General features: G+C 57.0%; 19 protein-coding genes. 6 read left to right on the top strand and 13 right to left on the bottom strand.

The features are described from left to right. Positions 1-5: 5 nt before the first annotated feature. The gene (dolP, locus tag JLG71_RS03000; RefSeq protein ID WP_004125578.1) at positions 6-581 is read left to right on the top strand and encodes a division/outer membrane stress-associated lipid-binding lipoprotein; all 576 of its coding nucleotides are present in this window, start codon (positions 6-8) and stop codon (positions 579-581) included. A gap of 107 nt (positions 582-688) precedes the next feature. Here dolP and JLG71_RS02995 read toward each other — a convergent pair whose 3' ends face one another. Continuing rightward, a complete protein-coding gene (locus JLG71_RS02995; RefSeq protein WP_032720217.1) occupies positions 689-1,729 on the bottom strand; it encodes a permease in 1,041 nt (346 codons plus the stop codon). Between the two features lie 69 nt (positions 1,730-1,798). Continuing rightward, positions 1,799-2,449: an NAD(P)H-binding protein gene (locus tag JLG71_RS02990; protein WP_032751460.1), complete on the bottom strand. Its 651-nt coding sequence runs from the start codon at positions 2,447-2,449 to the stop codon at positions 1,799-1,801. A 128-nt stretch (positions 2,450-2,577) separates the two neighbouring features. Here JLG71_RS02990 and JLG71_RS02985 point away from each other — a divergent pair, with 128 nt between their 5' ends. Continuing rightward, on the top strand, positions 2,578-3,096 hold the full coding sequence (locus JLG71_RS02985; RefSeq protein WP_004854517.1) for a type 1 glutamine amidotransferase domain-containing protein: 519 nt from the start codon (positions 2,578-2,580) through the stop codon (positions 3,094-3,096). Here JLG71_RS02985 and JLG71_RS02980 read toward each other — a convergent pair. Further along, a complete protein-coding gene (locus JLG71_RS02980; RefSeq protein WP_032751462.1) occupies positions 3,076-3,519 on the bottom strand; it encodes a YhbP family protein in 444 nt (147 codons plus the stop codon). The genes JLG71_RS02985 and JLG71_RS02980 overlap by 21 nt on opposite strands. Before the next feature lie 55 nt (positions 3,520-3,574). On the opposite strand from JLG71_RS02980, the gene JLG71_RS02975 reads away from it, so the two are divergent. After that, complete coding sequence (locus tag JLG71_RS02975) at positions 3,575-3,859, top strand: GIY-YIG nuclease family protein (RefSeq protein ID WP_004854522.1); 285 nt, start codon at positions 3,575-3,577, stop codon at positions 3,857-3,859. Here the strand turns inward: JLG71_RS02975 and JLG71_RS02970 are convergent. Further along, a complete protein-coding gene (locus tag JLG71_RS02970; RefSeq protein ID WP_004125592.1) occupies positions 3,846-4,349 on the bottom strand; it encodes a GNAT family N-acetyltransferase in 504 nt (167 codons plus the stop codon). The two genes, JLG71_RS02975 and JLG71_RS02970, sit on opposite strands and share 14 nt — an antisense overlap. Further along, positions 4,343-4,867 carry a ubiquinone anaerobic biosynthesis accessory factor UbiT gene (gene ubiT, locus JLG71_RS02965; protein WP_004854523.1) on the bottom strand — a complete coding sequence of 175 codons (525 nt, stop codon included), beginning with the start codon at positions 4,865-4,867 and terminating at the stop codon, positions 4,343-4,345. Before ubiT ends, JLG71_RS02970 begins: the two co-directional genes overlap by 7 nt. A gap of 221 nt (positions 4,868-5,088) precedes the next feature. On the opposite strand from ubiT, the gene ubiU reads away from it, so the two are divergent. The 3 genes from ubiU to JLG71_RS02950 all read left to right on the top strand — a co-directional run bounded on the left by ubiU (position 5,089) and on the right by JLG71_RS02950 (position 8,122). Next, the gene (gene ubiU, locus JLG71_RS02960; protein ID WP_004106058.1) at positions 5,089-6,084 is read left to right on the top strand and encodes a ubiquinone anaerobic biosynthesis protein UbiU; all 996 of its coding nucleotides are present in this window, start codon (positions 5,089-5,091) and stop codon (positions 6,082-6,084) included. 8 nt (positions 6,085-6,092) lie between these two features. Beyond that, complete coding sequence (locus JLG71_RS02955; RefSeq protein ID WP_049079970.1) at positions 6,093-6,971, top strand: U32 family peptidase; 879 nt, start codon at positions 6,093-6,095, stop codon at positions 6,969-6,971. A gap of 143 nt (positions 6,972-7,114) precedes the next feature. Next, on the top strand, positions 7,115-8,122 hold the full coding sequence (locus JLG71_RS02950) for a luciferase-like monooxygenase (RefSeq protein WP_032751466.1): 1,008 nt from the start codon (positions 7,115-7,117) through the stop codon (positions 8,120-8,122). 32 nt (positions 8,123-8,154) lie between these two features. Here JLG71_RS02950 and mtr read toward each other — a convergent pair whose 3' ends face one another. The 8 genes from mtr to rbfA form a co-directional block, all read right to left on the bottom strand. After that, positions 8,155-9,399, bottom strand: a complete 1,245-nt coding sequence (mtr, locus tag JLG71_RS02945; RefSeq protein ID WP_025108146.1) for a tryptophan permease — start codon at positions 9,397-9,399, stop codon at positions 8,155-8,157. Between the two features lie 144 nt (positions 9,400-9,543). Then, positions 9,544-11,505 (bottom strand): DEAD/DEAH family ATP-dependent RNA helicase, encoded by a 1,962-nt coding sequence (locus tag JLG71_RS02940; RefSeq protein ID WP_014839626.1) that lies wholly within the window; start codon positions 11,503-11,505, stop codon positions 9,544-9,546. Then, entirely contained in the window at positions 11,498-11,578 is an 81-nt protein-coding gene (yrbN, locus tag JLG71_RS02935; protein WP_085954934.1) for a protein YrbN, read from the bottom strand. The genes JLG71_RS02940 and yrbN overlap by 8 nt, the downstream gene beginning before the upstream one ends. Positions 11,579-11,678: 100 nt before the next feature. After that, entirely contained in the window at positions 11,679-12,563 is an 885-nt protein-coding gene (gene nlpI, locus JLG71_RS02930) for a lipoprotein NlpI (RefSeq protein WP_004854535.1), read from the bottom strand. Positions 12,564-12,670: 107 nt separating this feature from the next. Then, complete coding sequence (gene pnp / locus JLG71_RS02925; protein WP_009651902.1) at positions 12,671-14,809, bottom strand: polyribonucleotide nucleotidyltransferase; 2,139 nt, start codon at positions 14,807-14,809, stop codon at positions 12,671-12,673. A gap of 241 nt (positions 14,810-15,050) precedes the next feature. Continuing rightward, the gene (gene rpsO / locus JLG71_RS02920) at positions 15,051-15,320 is read right to left on the bottom strand and encodes a 30S ribosomal protein S15 (RefSeq protein WP_002918244.1); all 270 of its coding nucleotides are present in this window, start codon (positions 15,318-15,320) and stop codon (positions 15,051-15,053) included. A gap of 147 nt (positions 15,321-15,467) precedes the next feature. Next, positions 15,468-16,412 (bottom strand): tRNA pseudouridine(55) synthase TruB, encoded by a 945-nt coding sequence (truB, locus tag JLG71_RS02915; RefSeq protein ID WP_046878318.1) that lies wholly within the window; start codon positions 16,410-16,412, stop codon positions 15,468-15,470. Then, positions 16,412-16,813, bottom strand: coding sequence for a 30S ribosome-binding factor RbfA (rbfA, locus tag JLG71_RS02910; protein WP_004106092.1), 402 nt, complete (start codon positions 16,811-16,813; stop codon positions 16,412-16,414). Before rbfA ends, truB begins: the two co-directional genes overlap by 1 nt. Between the last annotated feature and the right edge of the window lie 28 nt (positions 16,814-16,841).

The raw sequence follows: 16,841 nt of genomic DNA, 5'->3' as shown, positions 1-16,841 counted from the left end.
AACACATGAAGGCTCTCTCGCCCCTCGCCATTCTGCTGTCTGCGCTACTGCTTCAGGGATGCGTTGCTGCTGCGGTAGTCGGAACGGCAGCAGTCGGCACTAAAGCCGCGACGGACCCGCGTACGGTAGGTACTCAGGTGGACGACAGCACGCTGGAGCTGCGCGTTAACAGCGCGCTGTCGAAAGATGAACAAATTAAGAAACAGGCCCGCATCAACGTGACCGCCTACCAGGGCAAAGTTCTGCTGACCGGGCAGTCCCCAACGTCCGATCTCTCCGCGCGTGCGAAGCAAATCGCTATGGGCGTAGAAGGTACGACGGAGGTGTTTAACGAAGTGCGTCAGGGCCAGCCGATCGGCTTAGGAACCGCGTCTTCGGATACCTGGATCACCACCAAAGTCCGCTCCCAGCTGCTGGGTACCGACCAGGTGAAATCCTCCAACGTGAAGGTGACAACCGAAAACGGTGAAGTGTTCCTGATGGGTCTGGTCACCGACCGTGAAGGACGCGCGGCGGCGGATATCGCCAGCCGGGTGAGCGGCGTGTCTCGCGTCACCACCGCCTTTACCTATATCAAGTAAGCGTCTCTGCCTCCCGGCCTGCGCTACGCTGAGCCGGGCTACGGGTTCACCGTTGGCTGTGGGCCGGTAGCCCGGACAGGCGCGCAGCGCCGCCTCCGGGAAGATCATCAGAGTAAAGCAACGCCCCCAACCACCGCGCCGCACAGCGCCACCAGCCCACCGGTCAGCCACAGCGCCTTCGCCGGGAACGCTTTACGCAGCATAATCAGTGACGGTACGCTGACAGCAGGCAGCGTAATCAGCAGCGCCAGCGCGGGTGCCATGCCCATTCCTGCCAGCATCATGGTCTGCACAATCGGGATCTCCGCCGCCGTCGGTATCACAAACAGGCAGCCGGCAATCGCCATGGCAATCACCCAGAACAGCGTATTCTCCACCACGCCATCGGCGTGAGGGAATAGCCACACCCGCGCAGCGCCCAGCACCAGAACCGCCAGAATATAAACCGGGATGGTATTCCAGAACAGCGTCCACAGCGCGCGCAGCCAGCGGCTGAAGAAGCCGTCCTGCCCCGTTGTGACCGACATTTCAGGCACGGGAACCGGCTGCGTCGCCGCTTCTTTCACCCATTTCTGAACCAGCGTGGCGACCACCAGTACGGTCGCCAGTCCCGCCAGCAGGCGAATCAGCGCAAACTGCCAGCCCAGCACGAAGCCCATAAACACCAGCGTCGCCGGGTTGAGCAGCGGATTGCCCAGCCAGAATGCCAGCGCGCCGCCCATGGATACCTGCTGTTTACGCATTCCCGCAGCCACCGGCGCGGCGCAGCAGGTGCACATCATCCCCGGTAGAGAGAATGCGGTCCCCAGCAGCGTACCGCGAAAACGCGATTGCCCTAACGTGCGCCGCAGCCAGTCACGCGGGATCAGCACCTGAATGAGCGATCCCAGCAGCACGCCTAATACCGCCGCTTTCCATACCGCCAGGAAATAGACCAGCGCGTAATCCCAGGCCGCAGCGAAAGGATTCGCATCGCTATTTGCAAGAATGGATTTGCCGATACTGTGCGTCTCAGCGGCGGTAAAGGCTTTGCCGTAATAGGGCTGCCATTTAACGAACCACAGACCAACGATAACGACGAGAAAAAACAGCGCGGGCTTCCACCATTGAAACGGTGCTGCCGCCTGAGATGAAGACTGACCAGCCATAGCATTCCCCAGGGAGTGTCATGATAAATTGAGGACATGAATACTACGCCTCCGGGGAAACTTTGGAAATCAGTAATCCCCCGCGCGCGCGGCCCTCTCGCGCAGCTGCGACGAGGAGAGAATGCGGACGCCTTCCTGCGCGGGCGAGAGCGCCTCCGCGAGTAGCGCGCTTGCCACGTCCCGCGCGTCTATCGATTTCAGGTTTCCCGGCAGCAGGCTAAAAAGCGGCGCAAGGAGCGTCTCGCCGGCGCGTTTTTTTTCGCGCTCGCCTACCAGCATTGATGGACGGGCAATCGTCAACCTCGGCCACTGCTGCGCAATCAGCGCCTCTTCCATCTCGCCTTTTACCCGATTATAGAAAAAGGGGGAATGCGCGTTCGCCCCCATCGCGCTGACCACCAGCATATGCTGCGCGCCCAGCTTTTTCCCCACCAGCGCGGTATCAATGACCAGCGTATAATCGGCATGCACAAACGCCTCTTTGCTTCCCGCTTCCCGGCGGGTGGTCCCCAGGCAGCAGAAAACAATATCGACCGGATCGACCACCTGCGCCAGCGCATCCGTGAGCTGCGGATCGTGCGGGTTAAATACGCCGGAGATATCGCTCAGCGGCCGACGCGTGGGCGCAGCAATGGACTTAATATCCGGTGCGTTGAGTAGCATTCGCAGTAAGTGACCACCAACTAACCCGGTTGCCCCCGTTAACAGTACCTGACTCATCGAAACTCCTTTGCAGATTTTTCTATGTTGCGATCCCAGCCTCATGTTCCAGACTTAATACTCTACGAGGTAATTATCCATCATCATCAGGGAAATGCCTCATTCCACACCGAAACACTGGAGGAAGAATGAGTAAGAAGATAGCCGTTTTAATTACCGACGACTTTGAAGACTCGGAGTTCACCTCACCCGCGGACGCCTACCGTCTGGCCGGACACAAGGTGGTGACCATTGAAAAACAGGCGGGGAAGAAGGTAAAAGGAAAAAAAGGGGAAGCTGAAGTCGTTATCGATAAAGCCATTGATGACGTCAGCCCTGCCGACTTCGACGCCCTGCTGCTGCCGGGCGGATATTCACCGGACTCGCTGCGCGGCGACGAACGCTTTGTCACCTTCACCCGCGATTTTGTCAATAGCGGCAAACCGGTCTTCGCCATCTGCCATGGCCCGCAGCTGTTGATTAGCGCTGATGTGATTCGCGGGCGTAAACTGACGGCCGTGAAGCCTATCGTAGTCGACGTGAAAAACGCCGGTGGCGAATTCTATGACCAGGAAGTGGTGATCGACAACGAACAGCTGGTGACCAGCAGAACCCCGGACGACCTGCCGGCCTTTAATCGTGAAGCCTTACGCCTGCTCGGCGCCTGATTCGCGCAGCCAGTGCAGCTTTTTCCCAAAGCCCAGCGTGTTATCGGTGAACTTGATCTCATCGGGACGAATCTCCCAGACTGGCGCCGATAGCATGCGGGCCACCGGAAAACGGCTGACGTAGCGCTTGCGCATCGCCGCCTCTTCTTCCCCGGCGAGGCGGCGAATTTTACCTTTGAACTGTACGCCGCGGATCAGCGCCACGCTCTTTGGCTGGCCGTTGACCGTCCCGGCCACGTTGGCGCTTTCCCCGGTCATTTGGCCGTGGCGCGTTTTTTCATCGCTGAGCAGATAAAATGCGACCTTCTCCGGGTCATAAACGTAAAAAGCATTGGCGCACCACAGCTCATCATCGCGGGCGACGCACCAGGTCACGACGTGCTGCTTACCCAGCCAGCGGCCGATCGCGGCGAGCGTATCCATCTTTACTCTCCAGTATGTTATGGTGCTCACACCTTAACATAGCGACCTCTGTACCGTGTGCTGGTTTCTCTATCTGATTCGTACCGCCGATAATCGCCTTTATACCGGGATTACCACCGATGTTTCACGCCGCTTTTGCCAGCACCAGACTGGCAAGGGCGCGAAAGCGCTGCGTGGAAAAGGCGAGCTTGAGCTGGCCTTCAGTCAGGAAGTTGGTGAACGCTCACTAGCGTTGCGGCTTGAGTATCGTATTAAGCAGCTAACGAAGCGCCAGAAAGAGCGCCTCGTTGCCGGGGACGGTTCATTTGAGGCGCTGCTGGAAAGCCTCAGAAGCGATTAAAGTGGTCGCTATATTCGACCAGCCCGCTCACGCCGTTCAGCGCGTCATCGGCCAGACGATGCACCTGGAAAGCCTCAGCGCTATCGGGCCAGCGGCAGCGCAGATCGAAACGCGCCGCGGGTTCAAAGCCCAGACGGCCATACAGCGCCGGATCGCCAAGCGTCACGACGGCGGCATAGCCAAACTCGTTCAGGGAATCGAGCCCTTCATAGACCAGCTGACGCCCGATGCCCTGACCGCGGTAGCTTTCATCGACCGCCAGCGGAGCCAGTCCAACCCACTGCAGCTCTTCGCCTTCGACGGCGACCGGGCTAAAGGCCACGTAGCCTACGACCTGACCTTCGTCATCCGTCGCCACCACGCCCAGCGTGATCAGGCCATCTTCACGAAGACTGTGCACCAGCTGCGCTTCCGCGTCGCCGCCGAAGGTACGACGCAATAGAGCATCGATACCCGGCGCATCAATCCCAATCTCTACTCGAATCAGCATGCCTCACCTACCGATGTCTGTTCAGGTTTCTGCGGGCCTTTCAGGCCAGCTTCAACAAAGTCCGCCAGCTGCAGCAGCATAATACGCAGCGCCTTTGGCATCTGCTCCAGCTCAATGGCATCCATCAGGTTTTTTACATACAGTCCCAGCTCGGTATCGCCTTCGATAACCAGGCGACGCTGGAAGAACAGCGTATCCGGATCCTGCTTACGCGCCGCGATCATCAGCAGGTCGCTGGCGTCGGCGCTGAAGCTAACGTCCGCTTCAGCCGCAGGGCTGACCACCAGACGACCGTCCACCACCGAGGTATACCACAGCAGGCCGATGTCGCGCACATGAATACTTAACCAGCGCCCCTCGAGAAACTCCAGTTCCCCATCCGCCAGCGCCTGGCGAAATTGCCAGCTTAATACCTGTTCCAGCACCTGGCGCTTGAGGGCAAATGGCGCCAGCTTAACCGGCACGCTCATCATCGACGGGCCAAAGTGAACCAGTTTGGAACGCAGTTTATCCAACACAAGCTTTACTCCATGAATGCAATAGTTCCTCTATTGTGCCATATCAAATAAACGACATAGCGGCGTAAATCAACAAAATCACGATGCCGGGCCGCAGGTATTGATCCCGCCAATACGCTTTTAACTGCCTCAAATCAAAAATTGTCACCAAAAGGTTAACTAAAATCCCAGCTCATTAACCATCCAGCGTCCCTGACGGGCCGCGTTTTTCAGGAAAAATTATGGAGCTGCTCTGCCCAGCCGGTAACCTTCCGGCGCTTAAGGCGGCCATCGAAAACGGCGCCGATGCCGTCTATATCGGGCTGAAAGATGACACCAACGCCCGCCACTTTGCCGGCCTTAATTTCACCGAAAAGAAACTGCAGGAAGCCGTCAGCTTTGTGCACCAGCATCGTCGCAAACTGCATATTGCCATTAACACCTTCGCGCATCCTGATGGTTATGCCCGCTGGCAGCGCGCGGTCGACATGGCGGCGCAGCTGGGCGCCGACGCGCTGATCCTCGCCGATATCGCGATGCTGGAATACGCCGCCGAGCGTTATCCGCACATTGAGCGCCACGTTTCCGTCCAGGCCTCGGCCACCAACGAAGAGGCGGTAAAGTTTTATCATCGCAATTTTGACGTCGCCCGCGTGGTGCTGCCGCGCGTGCTGTCGATTCACCAGGTCAAACAGCTGGCGCGCGCCACGCCGGTGCCGCTGGAGGTTTTTGCCTTCGGTAGCCTGTGCATTATGGCGGAAGGACGCTGCTACCTTTCCTCTTATCTGACCGGCGAATCGCCGAATACCGTCGGCGCCTGTTCGCCGGCGCGCTTCGTGCGCTGGCAGCAAACGCCGCAGGGACTGGAATCACGCCTTAACGAAGTGCTGATTGACCGCTATCGGGACGGTGAAAACGCCGGCTATCCCACCCTCTGTAAAGGGCGGTATCTGGTCGACGGCGAGCGCTACCACGCGCTGGAAGAGCCCACCAGCCTGAACACCCTGGAGCTGCTGCCGGAGCTGATGGCGGCAAATATTGCCTCGGTGAAAATCGAGGGGCGCCAGCGCAGCCCGGCGTACGTTACCCAGGTGGCGAAAGTCTGGCGTCAGGCGATCGATCGCTGCAAAGCCGATCCGCAAAACTTCGTACCGCAGTCCGCGTGGATGGAGACCCTCGGTTCCATGTCCGAAGGGACGCAAACCACCCTTGGCGCCTATCACCGTAAATGGCAGTGAGAACAGCAATGAAATATTCATTAGGGCCAGTGCTTTATTACTGGCCAAAAGAGACGCTGGAAGATTTTTACCAGCAGGCGGCAAGCTGCAGCGCGGACACGATTTACCTCGGCGAAGCGGTATGCAGCAAACGTCGCGCCACCAAAGTCGGCGACTGGATCGACATGGCAAAAACGCTGGCGGGAAGCGGTAAACAGGTGGTGCTTTCCACCCTCGCGCTGGTGCAGGCGTCCTCGGAGCTGGGCGAACTGAAGCGCTATGTCGATAACGGCGAATTTCTGATTGAAGCCAGCGATCTCGGCGTCGTTAATCTGTGCGCGGAACGTAAGCTGCCGTTCGTCGCCGGGCACGCGCTTAACTGCTACAACGCCGTCACCCTGCGTCTGCTGCTCAAGCAGGGCATGGTGCGCTGGTGTATGCCGGTCGAACTTTCCCGCGACTGGCTGGCGAATTTGCTGACCCAGTGCGACGAGCTGGGCATTCGCGACCGGTTTGAGGTAGAGGTCCTGAGCTACGGTCATCTGCCGCTGGCCTACTCCGCCCGCTGCTTTACCGCGCGCTCGGAAGACCGGCCGAAAGACGAGTGTGAAACCTGCTGCATAAAATACCCTAACGGGCGCGACGTGCTTTCGCAGGAGAACCAGCAGGTGTTCGTCCTCAACGGCATTCAGACCATGAGCGGCTACGTCTACAACCTCGGGAATGAGCTAAGCACCATGACCGGGCTGGTGGATATGGTTCGCCTGTCGCCGCTGGGTAGCGAGACCTTCGCTATGCTGGACGCCTTCCGGGCGAATGAAAACGGCGCGGCGCCGCTGCCGCTGACGGCGAACAGCGACTGCAACGGCTACTGGCGACGACTGGCCGGGCTGGAATTGCAGAGCTGATTAACCGCTCACTTTGTTAATGGCTATCGCTGCTTTTTAATGCACTATTAAAGATGCAGCTTTTCTGGCTGGCGTATCCTGGATGCGCCAGGCTGGAAGAAGACCTTCAATCTGATGACGATGCTGTAGCAAAGTGAGCCTTTATGACTGACAAATCTGTTTCGTTCTCGGTGCTCGATCTGGCGCCGATCCCGCAAGGTTCTTCCGCAAAGGAAGCCTTCTCCCACTCTTTAGACCTGGCGCAGCTGGCGGAAAAGCGCGGCTATCACCGCTACTGGCTGGCCGAACACCATAATATGGTCGGTATCGCCAGCGCGGCGACTTCCGTACTGATTGGCTACCTTGCCGCGAATACCACCACTCTGCATCTGGGCTCCGGCGGCGTGATGCTGCCGAACCATTCGCCGCTGGTGATTGCCGAGCAGTTCGGTACGCTCAATACGCTCTACCCGGGACGCATCGATCTCGGCCTTGGCCGCGCGCCGGGCAGCGATCAGCCAACCATGCGCGCGCTGCGTCGCCATATGAGCGGCGATGTCGATAACTTCCCGCGCGATGTCGCGGAGCTGGTGGACTGGTTCGACGCCCGCGATCCTAATCCGCACGTGCGCCCGGTTCCCGGGTATGGCGAGAAGATCCCGGTCTGGCTGCTCGGCTCAAGCCTGTACAGCGCCCAGCTGGCGGCGCAGCTTGGGCTGCCGTTTGCCTTTGCCTCGCACTTCGCCCCGGATATGCTCTTTCAGGCCCTGCACCTCTACCGCACCCACTTCCAGCCGTCAGAGCGGTTAGCGAAGCCGTACGCGATGGTATGCATTAACATTATTGCCGCCGACAGCAACAGAGATGCGGAATTTCTGTTTACGTCCATGCAGCAGGCGTTCGTCAAACTGCGCCGCGGCGAGACCGGACAGCTGCCGCCGCCGGTGCAAAATATGCATCAGCTGTGGTCCGCTTCAGAGCAGTACGGCGTCGAAAAAGCGCTGAGCATGTCGCTGGTCGGCGATAAAGCGAAAATCCGTCACGGGCTGGAGTCGATCCTGCAGGAAACCCAGGCCGATGAAATCATGGTCAACGGCCAAATCTTCGATCATCAGGCGCGCCTGCATTCATTTGATTTGGCGATGCAGGTGAAAGAAGAGCTTCTCGGATAGTGAAAAATGCGGCATTTCTGCCGCATTTTCAACTAGTGATAGGTGGGTAATACGTTAAAGCTCGACAGGAAATGCACGATAACGTTACCCAGCCCGAACAGCAGGACCAAAGCAATCATCGGCTTTCCACCCCAAACGCGAAACAATGGGCTACCAAAGCGTTTGCGCGATGCGCGAGCCAGCAGCGCCGGTACAATTGCCGCCCAGATCGTCGCCGCCAGCCCCGCATAGCCGATCGCGTAGAGGAATCCGTTCGGCCACAGCAGGCCGCCCGCCATCGGCGGAACAAAGGTGAGAAGCGCGGTTTTAAAGCGTCCCAGCGCGGAGTCATCGAACCCGAACAGATCCGCCAAATAATCAAACAGACCGAGCGTCACGCCAAGGAATGAACTGGCAACGGCAAAGTTCGAAAAAATGACTAACAGCAGATCCAGACTCCGGCTGTTCAGTACCCCACTGAGCGCCTGGACCAGGACATCTATGTTGCCCCCCTTCTGCGCAATACCGATAAACTCAGGGCGTGGGATATTACCCATCGTCACCAGCAGCCACACCACGTACAGACCCAGCGCCAGCAGCGTACCGTAAACCAGACACTTAACGATTGTGCGCGGATCTTTGCCGTAGTACTTCATCAGGCTCGGCACGTTGCCGTGATAGCCGAAGGACGCGAGGCAGAACGGCAGCGTCATCAGCAGATAGGGCATATACGAGGCATTTTGTTCAGCCACGTTAAACAGGGTGGTCGGCTGGACGTGCCCCAACAGGCTGCCAAAGGTCAAAAAGAAGGTAATGACCTTAGCTCCCAGCACAATGGCCGTCATGCGGCTCACCGCTTTGGTGCTCAACCAGACGATAAACGCCACCAGCAGCGCAAAACCGAAACCTGCCGCCCTTGCCGGTACGTTCAGCGACATTTCGCTAAACGTATGGTGCAGAATCGAGCCGCTGGCGGAGATATAGGCGTAAGTCAGAATATAAAGAACAAAGGCGATCGACACGCCGTTAACCAGATTCCAGCCTTTGCCGAGCAGATCTTTAGTAATGGTATCGAAGCTCGAGCCAATCCGGTAATTCAGGTTCGCTTCGAGGATCATTAACCCGGAGTGAAGCATACAAAACCAGGTAAAAACCAGCGCTGCCAGAGACCAGAAGAACCACGCGCCGGACATCACAACCGGCAGTGAGAACATGCCCGCCCCAATAATCGTCCCGCCAATAATCACTACGCCGCCAAACAAGGACGGTCGGGTTGCCGTAGTGGTAAGTGTCGCCATTTGCCGAAATCTCCAGTCGAAAATACTTTTCTTGTTATCAACGTGACGCACTGTACCAGTACACGAGTACAAAGGGAATAAAAAAAGCCCCAATCATAAAGATCGGGGCTGTATCGTTTACTTTACGTTAGCGGAAAGCGCTAATTATGCATCGCCACCGAAACGACGACGACCTGCGGAGTCATCGCGACGCGGAGCTGAAGCATCATCGCGGCGCGGCGCGCGGCCACCTTCACGACGTTCGCCGCTGAAACGACGACCTTCACCACGGCCGCCTTCGCGACGCTCACCGCCGAAACCACGGCCTTCACGACGTTCACCGCCGCCGAAGCTACGACCGCCTTCACGACGCTCACCGCCGCCACGACGTTCGCCGCTGCGTTCAGGACGCGGCTGAGCATCGCCCAGCAGCTGCATGTTCATCGGCTTGTTCAGGATGCGGGTACGCGTAAAGTGCTGCAGCACTTCGCCCGGCATGCCTTTCGGCAGTTCGATGGTGGAGTGAGAACCAAACAGCTTGATGTTACCGATGTAACGGCTGCTGATGTCGCCTTCGTTGGCAATTGCGCCAACGATGTGACGAACTTCAACGCCGTCATCACGGCCCACTTCAATACGGTACAGTTCCATATCGCCAACGTCACGACGTTCACGCTTCGGACGATCTTCGCCGCTGCGTTCCGGACGGTCGCCGCGCGGGCCACGGTCGTTACGGTCGCCACGACGTTCGAAACGATCGTCACGGTCGCGGAACTCGCGCTTAGGACGCATAGGCGCATCCGGCGGCAGGATCAGCGGACGTTCGCCCTGAGCCATTTTCAGCAGCGCGGCGGCCAGCGTTTCCACGTCCAGCTCTTCGCCTTCGGCAGACGGCTGGATTTTCGCCAGCAGTGCACGGTACTGATCCAGATCGCTGCTTTCCAGCTGCTGCTGAACTTTCGCCGCGAATTTTTCCAGACGGCGTTTGCCCAGCAGTTCTGCGTTCGGCAGTTCAACTTCCGGAATGGTCAGCTTCATCGTACGTTCGATATTGCGCAGCAGACGACGCTCGCGGTTCTCAACGAACAGCAGCGCGCGGCCAGCACGACCCGCACGACCGGTACGGCCGATACGGTGAACGTAAGACTCGGAATCCATCGGGATATCGTAGTTAACCACCAGGCTGATACGCTCAACGTCCAGGCCACGGGCCGCAACGTCGGTTGCAATCAGGATATCCAGACGACCGTCTTTCAGACGCTCCAGAGTCTGCTCACGCAGGGACTGGTTCATGTCGCCGTTCAGCGCAGCGCTGCTATAACCGCTACGCTCCAGCGCTTCGGCCACTTCCAGGGTCGCGTTTTTGGTACGAACGAAGATAATCGCCGCATCAAAATCTTCCGCTTCCAGGAAACGCACCAGCGCTTCGTTTTTACGCATACCGTAAGCAGTCCAGTAACTCTGGCTGATGTCCGGGCGAGTTGTTACGCTCGACTGGATGCGCACTTCCTGCGGCTCTTTCATAAAGCGGCGGGTAATACGGCGAATGGCTTCCGGCATGGTGGCAGAGAACAGAGCGGTCTGATGACCCTCCGGGATCTGCGCCATAATGGTTTCTACGTCTTCGATGAAGCCCATGCGCAGCATTTCGTCAGCTTCATCCAGAACCAGACCGCTCAGCTTAGAGAGATCCAGCGTACCGCGTTTCAGGTGGTCCAGCAGACGACCCGGGGTACCGACAACGATTTGCGGCCCCTGACGCAGCGCGCGCAGCTGCACGTCATAACGCTGGCCGCCGTACAGGGCAACCACGTTTACGCCGCGCATATGTTTAGAGAATTCCGTCATTGCTTCAGCAACCTGTACCGCCAGTTCGCGGGTCGGCGCCAGCACCAGAATCTGCGGTGCTCTCAGCTCAGGATCGATGTTGTTCAGCAGCGGTAAAGAGAACGCTGCGGTTTTACCGCTACCCGTCTGGGCCATACCCAGAACGTCGCGGCCGCCCAGCAGATGCGGAATGCACTCAGCCTGGATCGGAGATGGTTTTTCGTAACCCAGATCGTTAAGCGCTTCAAGGATGGGAGCCTTCAGGCCCAGATCTGCAAAAGTGGTTTCGAATTCAGCCATGTAGTACGTGTGCCTCAAAATTAATGGCGGCCAGTCTACATAACTCATCGTGAAAATTTTCGGTAATTTTCATTGAAAAGTGTGAACCGGCTCAAAGTAGGTGTATTAACGAACAACAACGCCCTCACCCGCAAAGGTGATGGCAATCAAAAAAGGGCTGATGTGTTCGTCAGCTATTGCTGGTCCGATTCTGCCAGGTCATCTTGCTCCTGGCCCAAGAGCGATAATTCCAACAATGCGTATCGGTGCTCAACGTAGTTATGAACGTTGTTTGCGACCGCCAGTTTGAACAGTGCCGTAGCGCTGTCCTTGTCCCCCAGACTTAGGTAGTACTTACCTAAATAGAAGTTGGTTTCACTGAGATGCTCAGCGAGCGAGGTGTTATCCGTTGCGTCTGCCTTCAGACGGTCCATTAGCTCTTTTTCGCTAATGTCGCCAAGGTAGAACCCGACAATGTTCCATCCCCATTGTTCTTTATCCGACTTGTTTAAGCGCTGTCTCAGTGCTTCAAGCGCCTGCTTCTCATCGAGCTGACGCTCGGCGAGATAAAGCCACAGGCTTCGGAAAGGATCATTGGGATCGTCTTGATAAAACGCCAGCAGATCATCTTGCGCTAACTTAGCGCGACCGCCGTAATACAGGGCGATACCGCGATTTAAGTGCGCGTAGTTGTAAGTTGGATCAAGCTCAAGTACAGAATCAAACGCTTCATAGGCAGCATCAAAATTGCCTGCCTGCGTTAAGTAAATGCCTAAGTAATTGAATACTTCAGGCATATCCGGTCGGATTGCCAGCGCTTGTGAAAAATCATTTCGCGCTAATGCCCTCAGACCGAGACTATCATACAACACTCCGCGCTCATATAAAAGCTGTGCGCGTTCGTCATCGGTTAAAGCCCGACTGGCAAGAATTTGTTCCATGCGCGCCAGAATCACTTCCTGCTGCAAAGTCGGTTGCAATGGCACCGCGAGGACTGCGTCCTTACGCCAGGCAGAGTTGCTGCATCCTGCCAGCGTGAGAGCTGTCGCCACGAAACACCAGCGCAAAAAAGGCTTCATTTCCCACTCCCGAAGACAACGATTGGATGAACGTCCAGTTCCCCGGCTGCAAACAGGGCGTCCTGCCCGCAATGCGCCCTCCGCAATGCGGAGGGCAAACGGCAACCTTACTCGCCCTGCTGTTCGGCAGCCGGAGCTTCCGGCGCAGCCGCAGGCTGAGTTTGTTCAGTTGCTTCTTTGATGCTCAGACGGACACGGCCCTGACGGTCAACTTCCAGAACCTTAACCGGCACTTCCTGACCCATCTGCAGATAGTCGGTCACTTTCTCAACGCGCTTGTCGGCGATTTGAGAGATGTGAACCAGACCTTCTTTACCGCCGCCAATGGCAACAAACGCGCCAAAGTCAACGATACGGGTCACTTTACCGTTATAGATACGGCCAACTTCGATCTCAGCGGTGATCTCTTCGATACGACGAATCGCGTGCTGCGCTTTGTCGCCGTCGGTTGCCGCGATCTTCACGGTACCGTCATCTTCGATTTCGATAGTGGTGCCGGTTTCTTCGGTCAGCGCACGAATAACGGAACCGCCCTTACCGATAACGTCTTTGATTTTGTCCGGACTGATCTTGATCGTGTGGATACGCGGTGCGAATTCAGAGATATCGCCGCGCGGCGCGTTAATCGCCTGTTCCATCACGCCCAGGATGTGCAGACGCGCACCTTTAGCCTGGTTCAGAGCAACCTGCATGATCTCTTTGGTGATACCTTCAATTTTGATATCCATCTGCAGAGCAGAGATACCTTCGCGGGAACCCGCTACTTTGAAGTCCATATCGCCCAGGTGATCTTCATCGCCCAGAATGTCAGACAGTACAACGAAGTTGTCGCCTTCTTTCACCAGACCCATTGCGATACCCGCAACGGCGGCTTTCACCGGCACGCCTGCGTCCATCAGCGCCAGAGAAGCGCCACAGACGGAAGCCATGGAGGAGGAGCCGTTAGATTCGGTGATTTCAGAAACCACGCGAACGGTGTACGGGAACTCTTCGATAGTCGGCATCACGGCCAGTACGCCGCGCTTAGCCAGACGACCGTGACCGATTTCACGACGCTTCGGAGAACCGACCATTCCCGTTTCGCCTACGGAGTACGGAGGGAAGTTATAGTGGAACAGGAAGGAGTCCGTGCGCTCGCCCATCAGTTCATCGATGTTCTGCGCGTCGCGTGCGGTGCCCAGGGTCGCAGTAACCAGCGCCTGAGTTTCGCCACGGGTAAACAATGCGGAACCGTGGGTACGCGGCAGAACGCCGGTACGAACGTCCAGACCACGAATCATATCTTTTTCACGACCATCGATACGCGGCTCACCGGCCAGTACGCGGCTACGCACCACGTTTTTCTCGATTGCGTGCAGGATTTCGCCCAGTTCGTTAGCGTCCAGAGCTTCATCTTCCGCAACCAGGGTCGCGATAGTTTCAGATTTGATCACGTCAACCTGAGCATAGCGCTCCTGTTTGTCGGTGATACGGTAAGCATCGCTCAGGCGAGATTCAGCCAGCGCAGCAACGCGCGCGTTCAGCGCCGCATCAACAACTTCCGGCTGCCAGTCCCAGCGCGGCTTACCGGCTTCTTTCACCAGATCGTTGATGTTCTGAATAACCACCTGCTGCTGGTCGTGACCAAACACGACCGCGCCCAGCATCTGGTCTTCGCTCAGCAGTTCAGCTTCGGATTCAACCATCAGTACTGCGGCTTCGGTACCTGCGACAACCAGATCCAGTTTGCTGGACTTCAGCTCTTCCTGGGTCGGGTTCAGCACGTACTGGTCATTAATATAACCCACGCGAGCGGCGCCAATTGGGCCGTTGAACGGAATACCGGACAGGGACAGCGCTGCGGAAGCGCCGATCATCGCGACGATATCCGGGTTAACCTGCGGGTTAACGGAAACCACGGTCGCGATAACCTGAACTTCGTTAACGAAGCCTTCCGGGAACAGCGGGCGAACCGGGCGGTCAATCAGACGCGCGATCAGGGTTTCGCCTTCGCTCGGACGGCCTTCACGACGGAAGAAACCACCCGGGATTTTACCTGCAGCGTAGGTACGCTCTTGATAGTTAACGGTCAGCGGGAAGAAATCCTGGCCTGGCTTCGCTTTTTTCTGGCCCACAACGGTAACGAATACCGCGGTGTCATCCATGCTAACCATAACGGCGGCAGTTGCCTGGCGCGCCATCATGCCGGTCTCCAGCGTTACGGTATGTTGGCCGTACTGGAATTTACGAACGATCGGATTAAGCAAAATTCTATCCTTTTATCTATAGATGATGTCAAATCCACGATAAGACATCGTATGACCCGATCTTCTGCATCCTCGCGACTAATGACAACCTTTACCCGCCCCTGCGAGTCAAGCCTCTCATTAGCCGCGCGAACCTCTGCATGAAGATCATTAATAGCAACAATACATGAGTTTTTAATGAATTGCTGCCGCCCGGTCGAAAAAAGGGGCCGTGAGGCCCCTTCTTCTGAAACTCGCAGAATTAGCGACGCAGACCCAGACGCTCGATCAGCGCAGAGTAACGTGCAACATCTTTACGTTTCAGGTAGTCGAGCAGTTTACGACGCTGAGAAACCATGCGCAGCAGACCACGACGGCTGTGGTGATCTTTTTTGTGCTCTGCAAAGTGACCCTGCAGGTGGTTGATCTGTGCAGTCAGCAGTGCAACCTGAACTTCAGTAGAACCGCTGTCGTTTTCGCCACGACCGAACTCAGAAACGATTTTTGCTTTAGCTTCAACGCTTAGAGACATTTTCGAACTCCAAAATTAAAAGAAAGAAAGGGTGCCGATCTCTAATTCAGCAACCCCTGATATAACGCTCGCAAATGTTAAAACACGTTGGCGAGTGTTAAGCGGCGATATTCTACTCGCAGCAGCCTTTTATCGCAAGGAAAGCGCTCAGACAGGGTATTCAACCACCAGACGACGAGGCGCCACGCGGCCTTCATCATCCATCTCACCCATACCAAGAAACTTCTCTTCAGCGCCTTCAGTAACGCGAACCAGCCCCTGCAGCGGCGCGCCCGATGTCCGCACCGGGTTACCGTTTTTAAAGTAGACGGCCGAGGTTTCCGGAATATTCACCAGCGGGTAATCCGAAGCCGGGCTGTCCATCGGCATCAGCAGCGGGTCCAGCAGCTGGGCTGCGGGAATATCCTGCGCATTTGCTTGTTCGACAAGCGCCTGCAGCTGCTCCAGCGTTACCATCCGTTCGACGGGATATTTACTGACCGCCAGGCGACGCAGGAAAATGACGTGCGCGCCGCACCCGAGTTTCTCGCCTAAGTCATCAATAATCGTGCGAATGTAGGTGCCTTTCGAGCAGTGAATCTCCAGCTCGAGCTCCGTCCCCTCATGGCGAATAAACAGCAGCTCGTACACCGTAATCGGCCGGGATTCACGCGGTACTTCAATCCCCTGTCGGGCATATTCGTACAGCTTTTTCCCTTGGTATTTCAGCGCCGAATACATCGACGGTACCTGCTGGGTTTCGCCACGGAAGCCGTCGAGCGCTGCCGCCAGCTGCTCCGGGCTAAAAGTCAGCGGACGCTCCTCCACCACCTGGCCATCGGCATCAGAGGTATCGGTGCGCTGGCCAAGCCTGGCAATCACGCGGTAGCGCTTGTCAGAATCGAGCAGATACTGGGAAAACTTTGTCGCTTCCCCGAGGCAAATCGGCAGCATACCGGTCGCCAGCGGATCCAGCGCCCCGGTGTGCCCTGCCCGATTAGCATTATAAAGCCGCTTAACTTTCTGCAGCACGTCGTTGCTGGATGCGCCCTGCGGTTTATCCAGCAACAGTACGCCATGCACGTCACGGCCGCGACGACGAGGACGACTCATTAGTCCTCCTTACTGTCGTCCGGGTTCACACGACGTTCATCGTCATGTTTTACCACGCTGGTCACCAGGTTCGACATGCGCATCCCTTCGACTAATGAATTGTCGTAGAAGAAGGTCAGTTCCGGCACGATACGCAGGCGCATCGCTTTGCCCAGCAGCGAGCGGATAAAACCAGACGCTTCCTGTAAGGCCTTGATCCCCGCTTTCACGGCGGCTTCGTCTTTGTCGTTCAGGAAGGTCACAAACACTTTGGCATAGGCCAGGTCGCGGGACATTTCAACGCCTGAAACGGTCGTCATCATGCCCAGACGCGGGTCTTTAATTTCGCGCTGCAGGATGATTGCGATCTCTTTTTGCATCTCCTGGGCCACGCGCTGCGGGCGACCAAATTCTTTCGCCATAATAAATTCTCCAGACAAATAAGGGGGC

The organism is Klebsiella michiganensis (assembly GCF_015139575.1).
GTDB lineage: Bacteria > Pseudomonadota > Gammaproteobacteria > Enterobacterales > Enterobacteriaceae > Klebsiella > Klebsiella michiganensis.
This window is presented reverse-complemented; position numbering and strand designations above follow the sequence as displayed.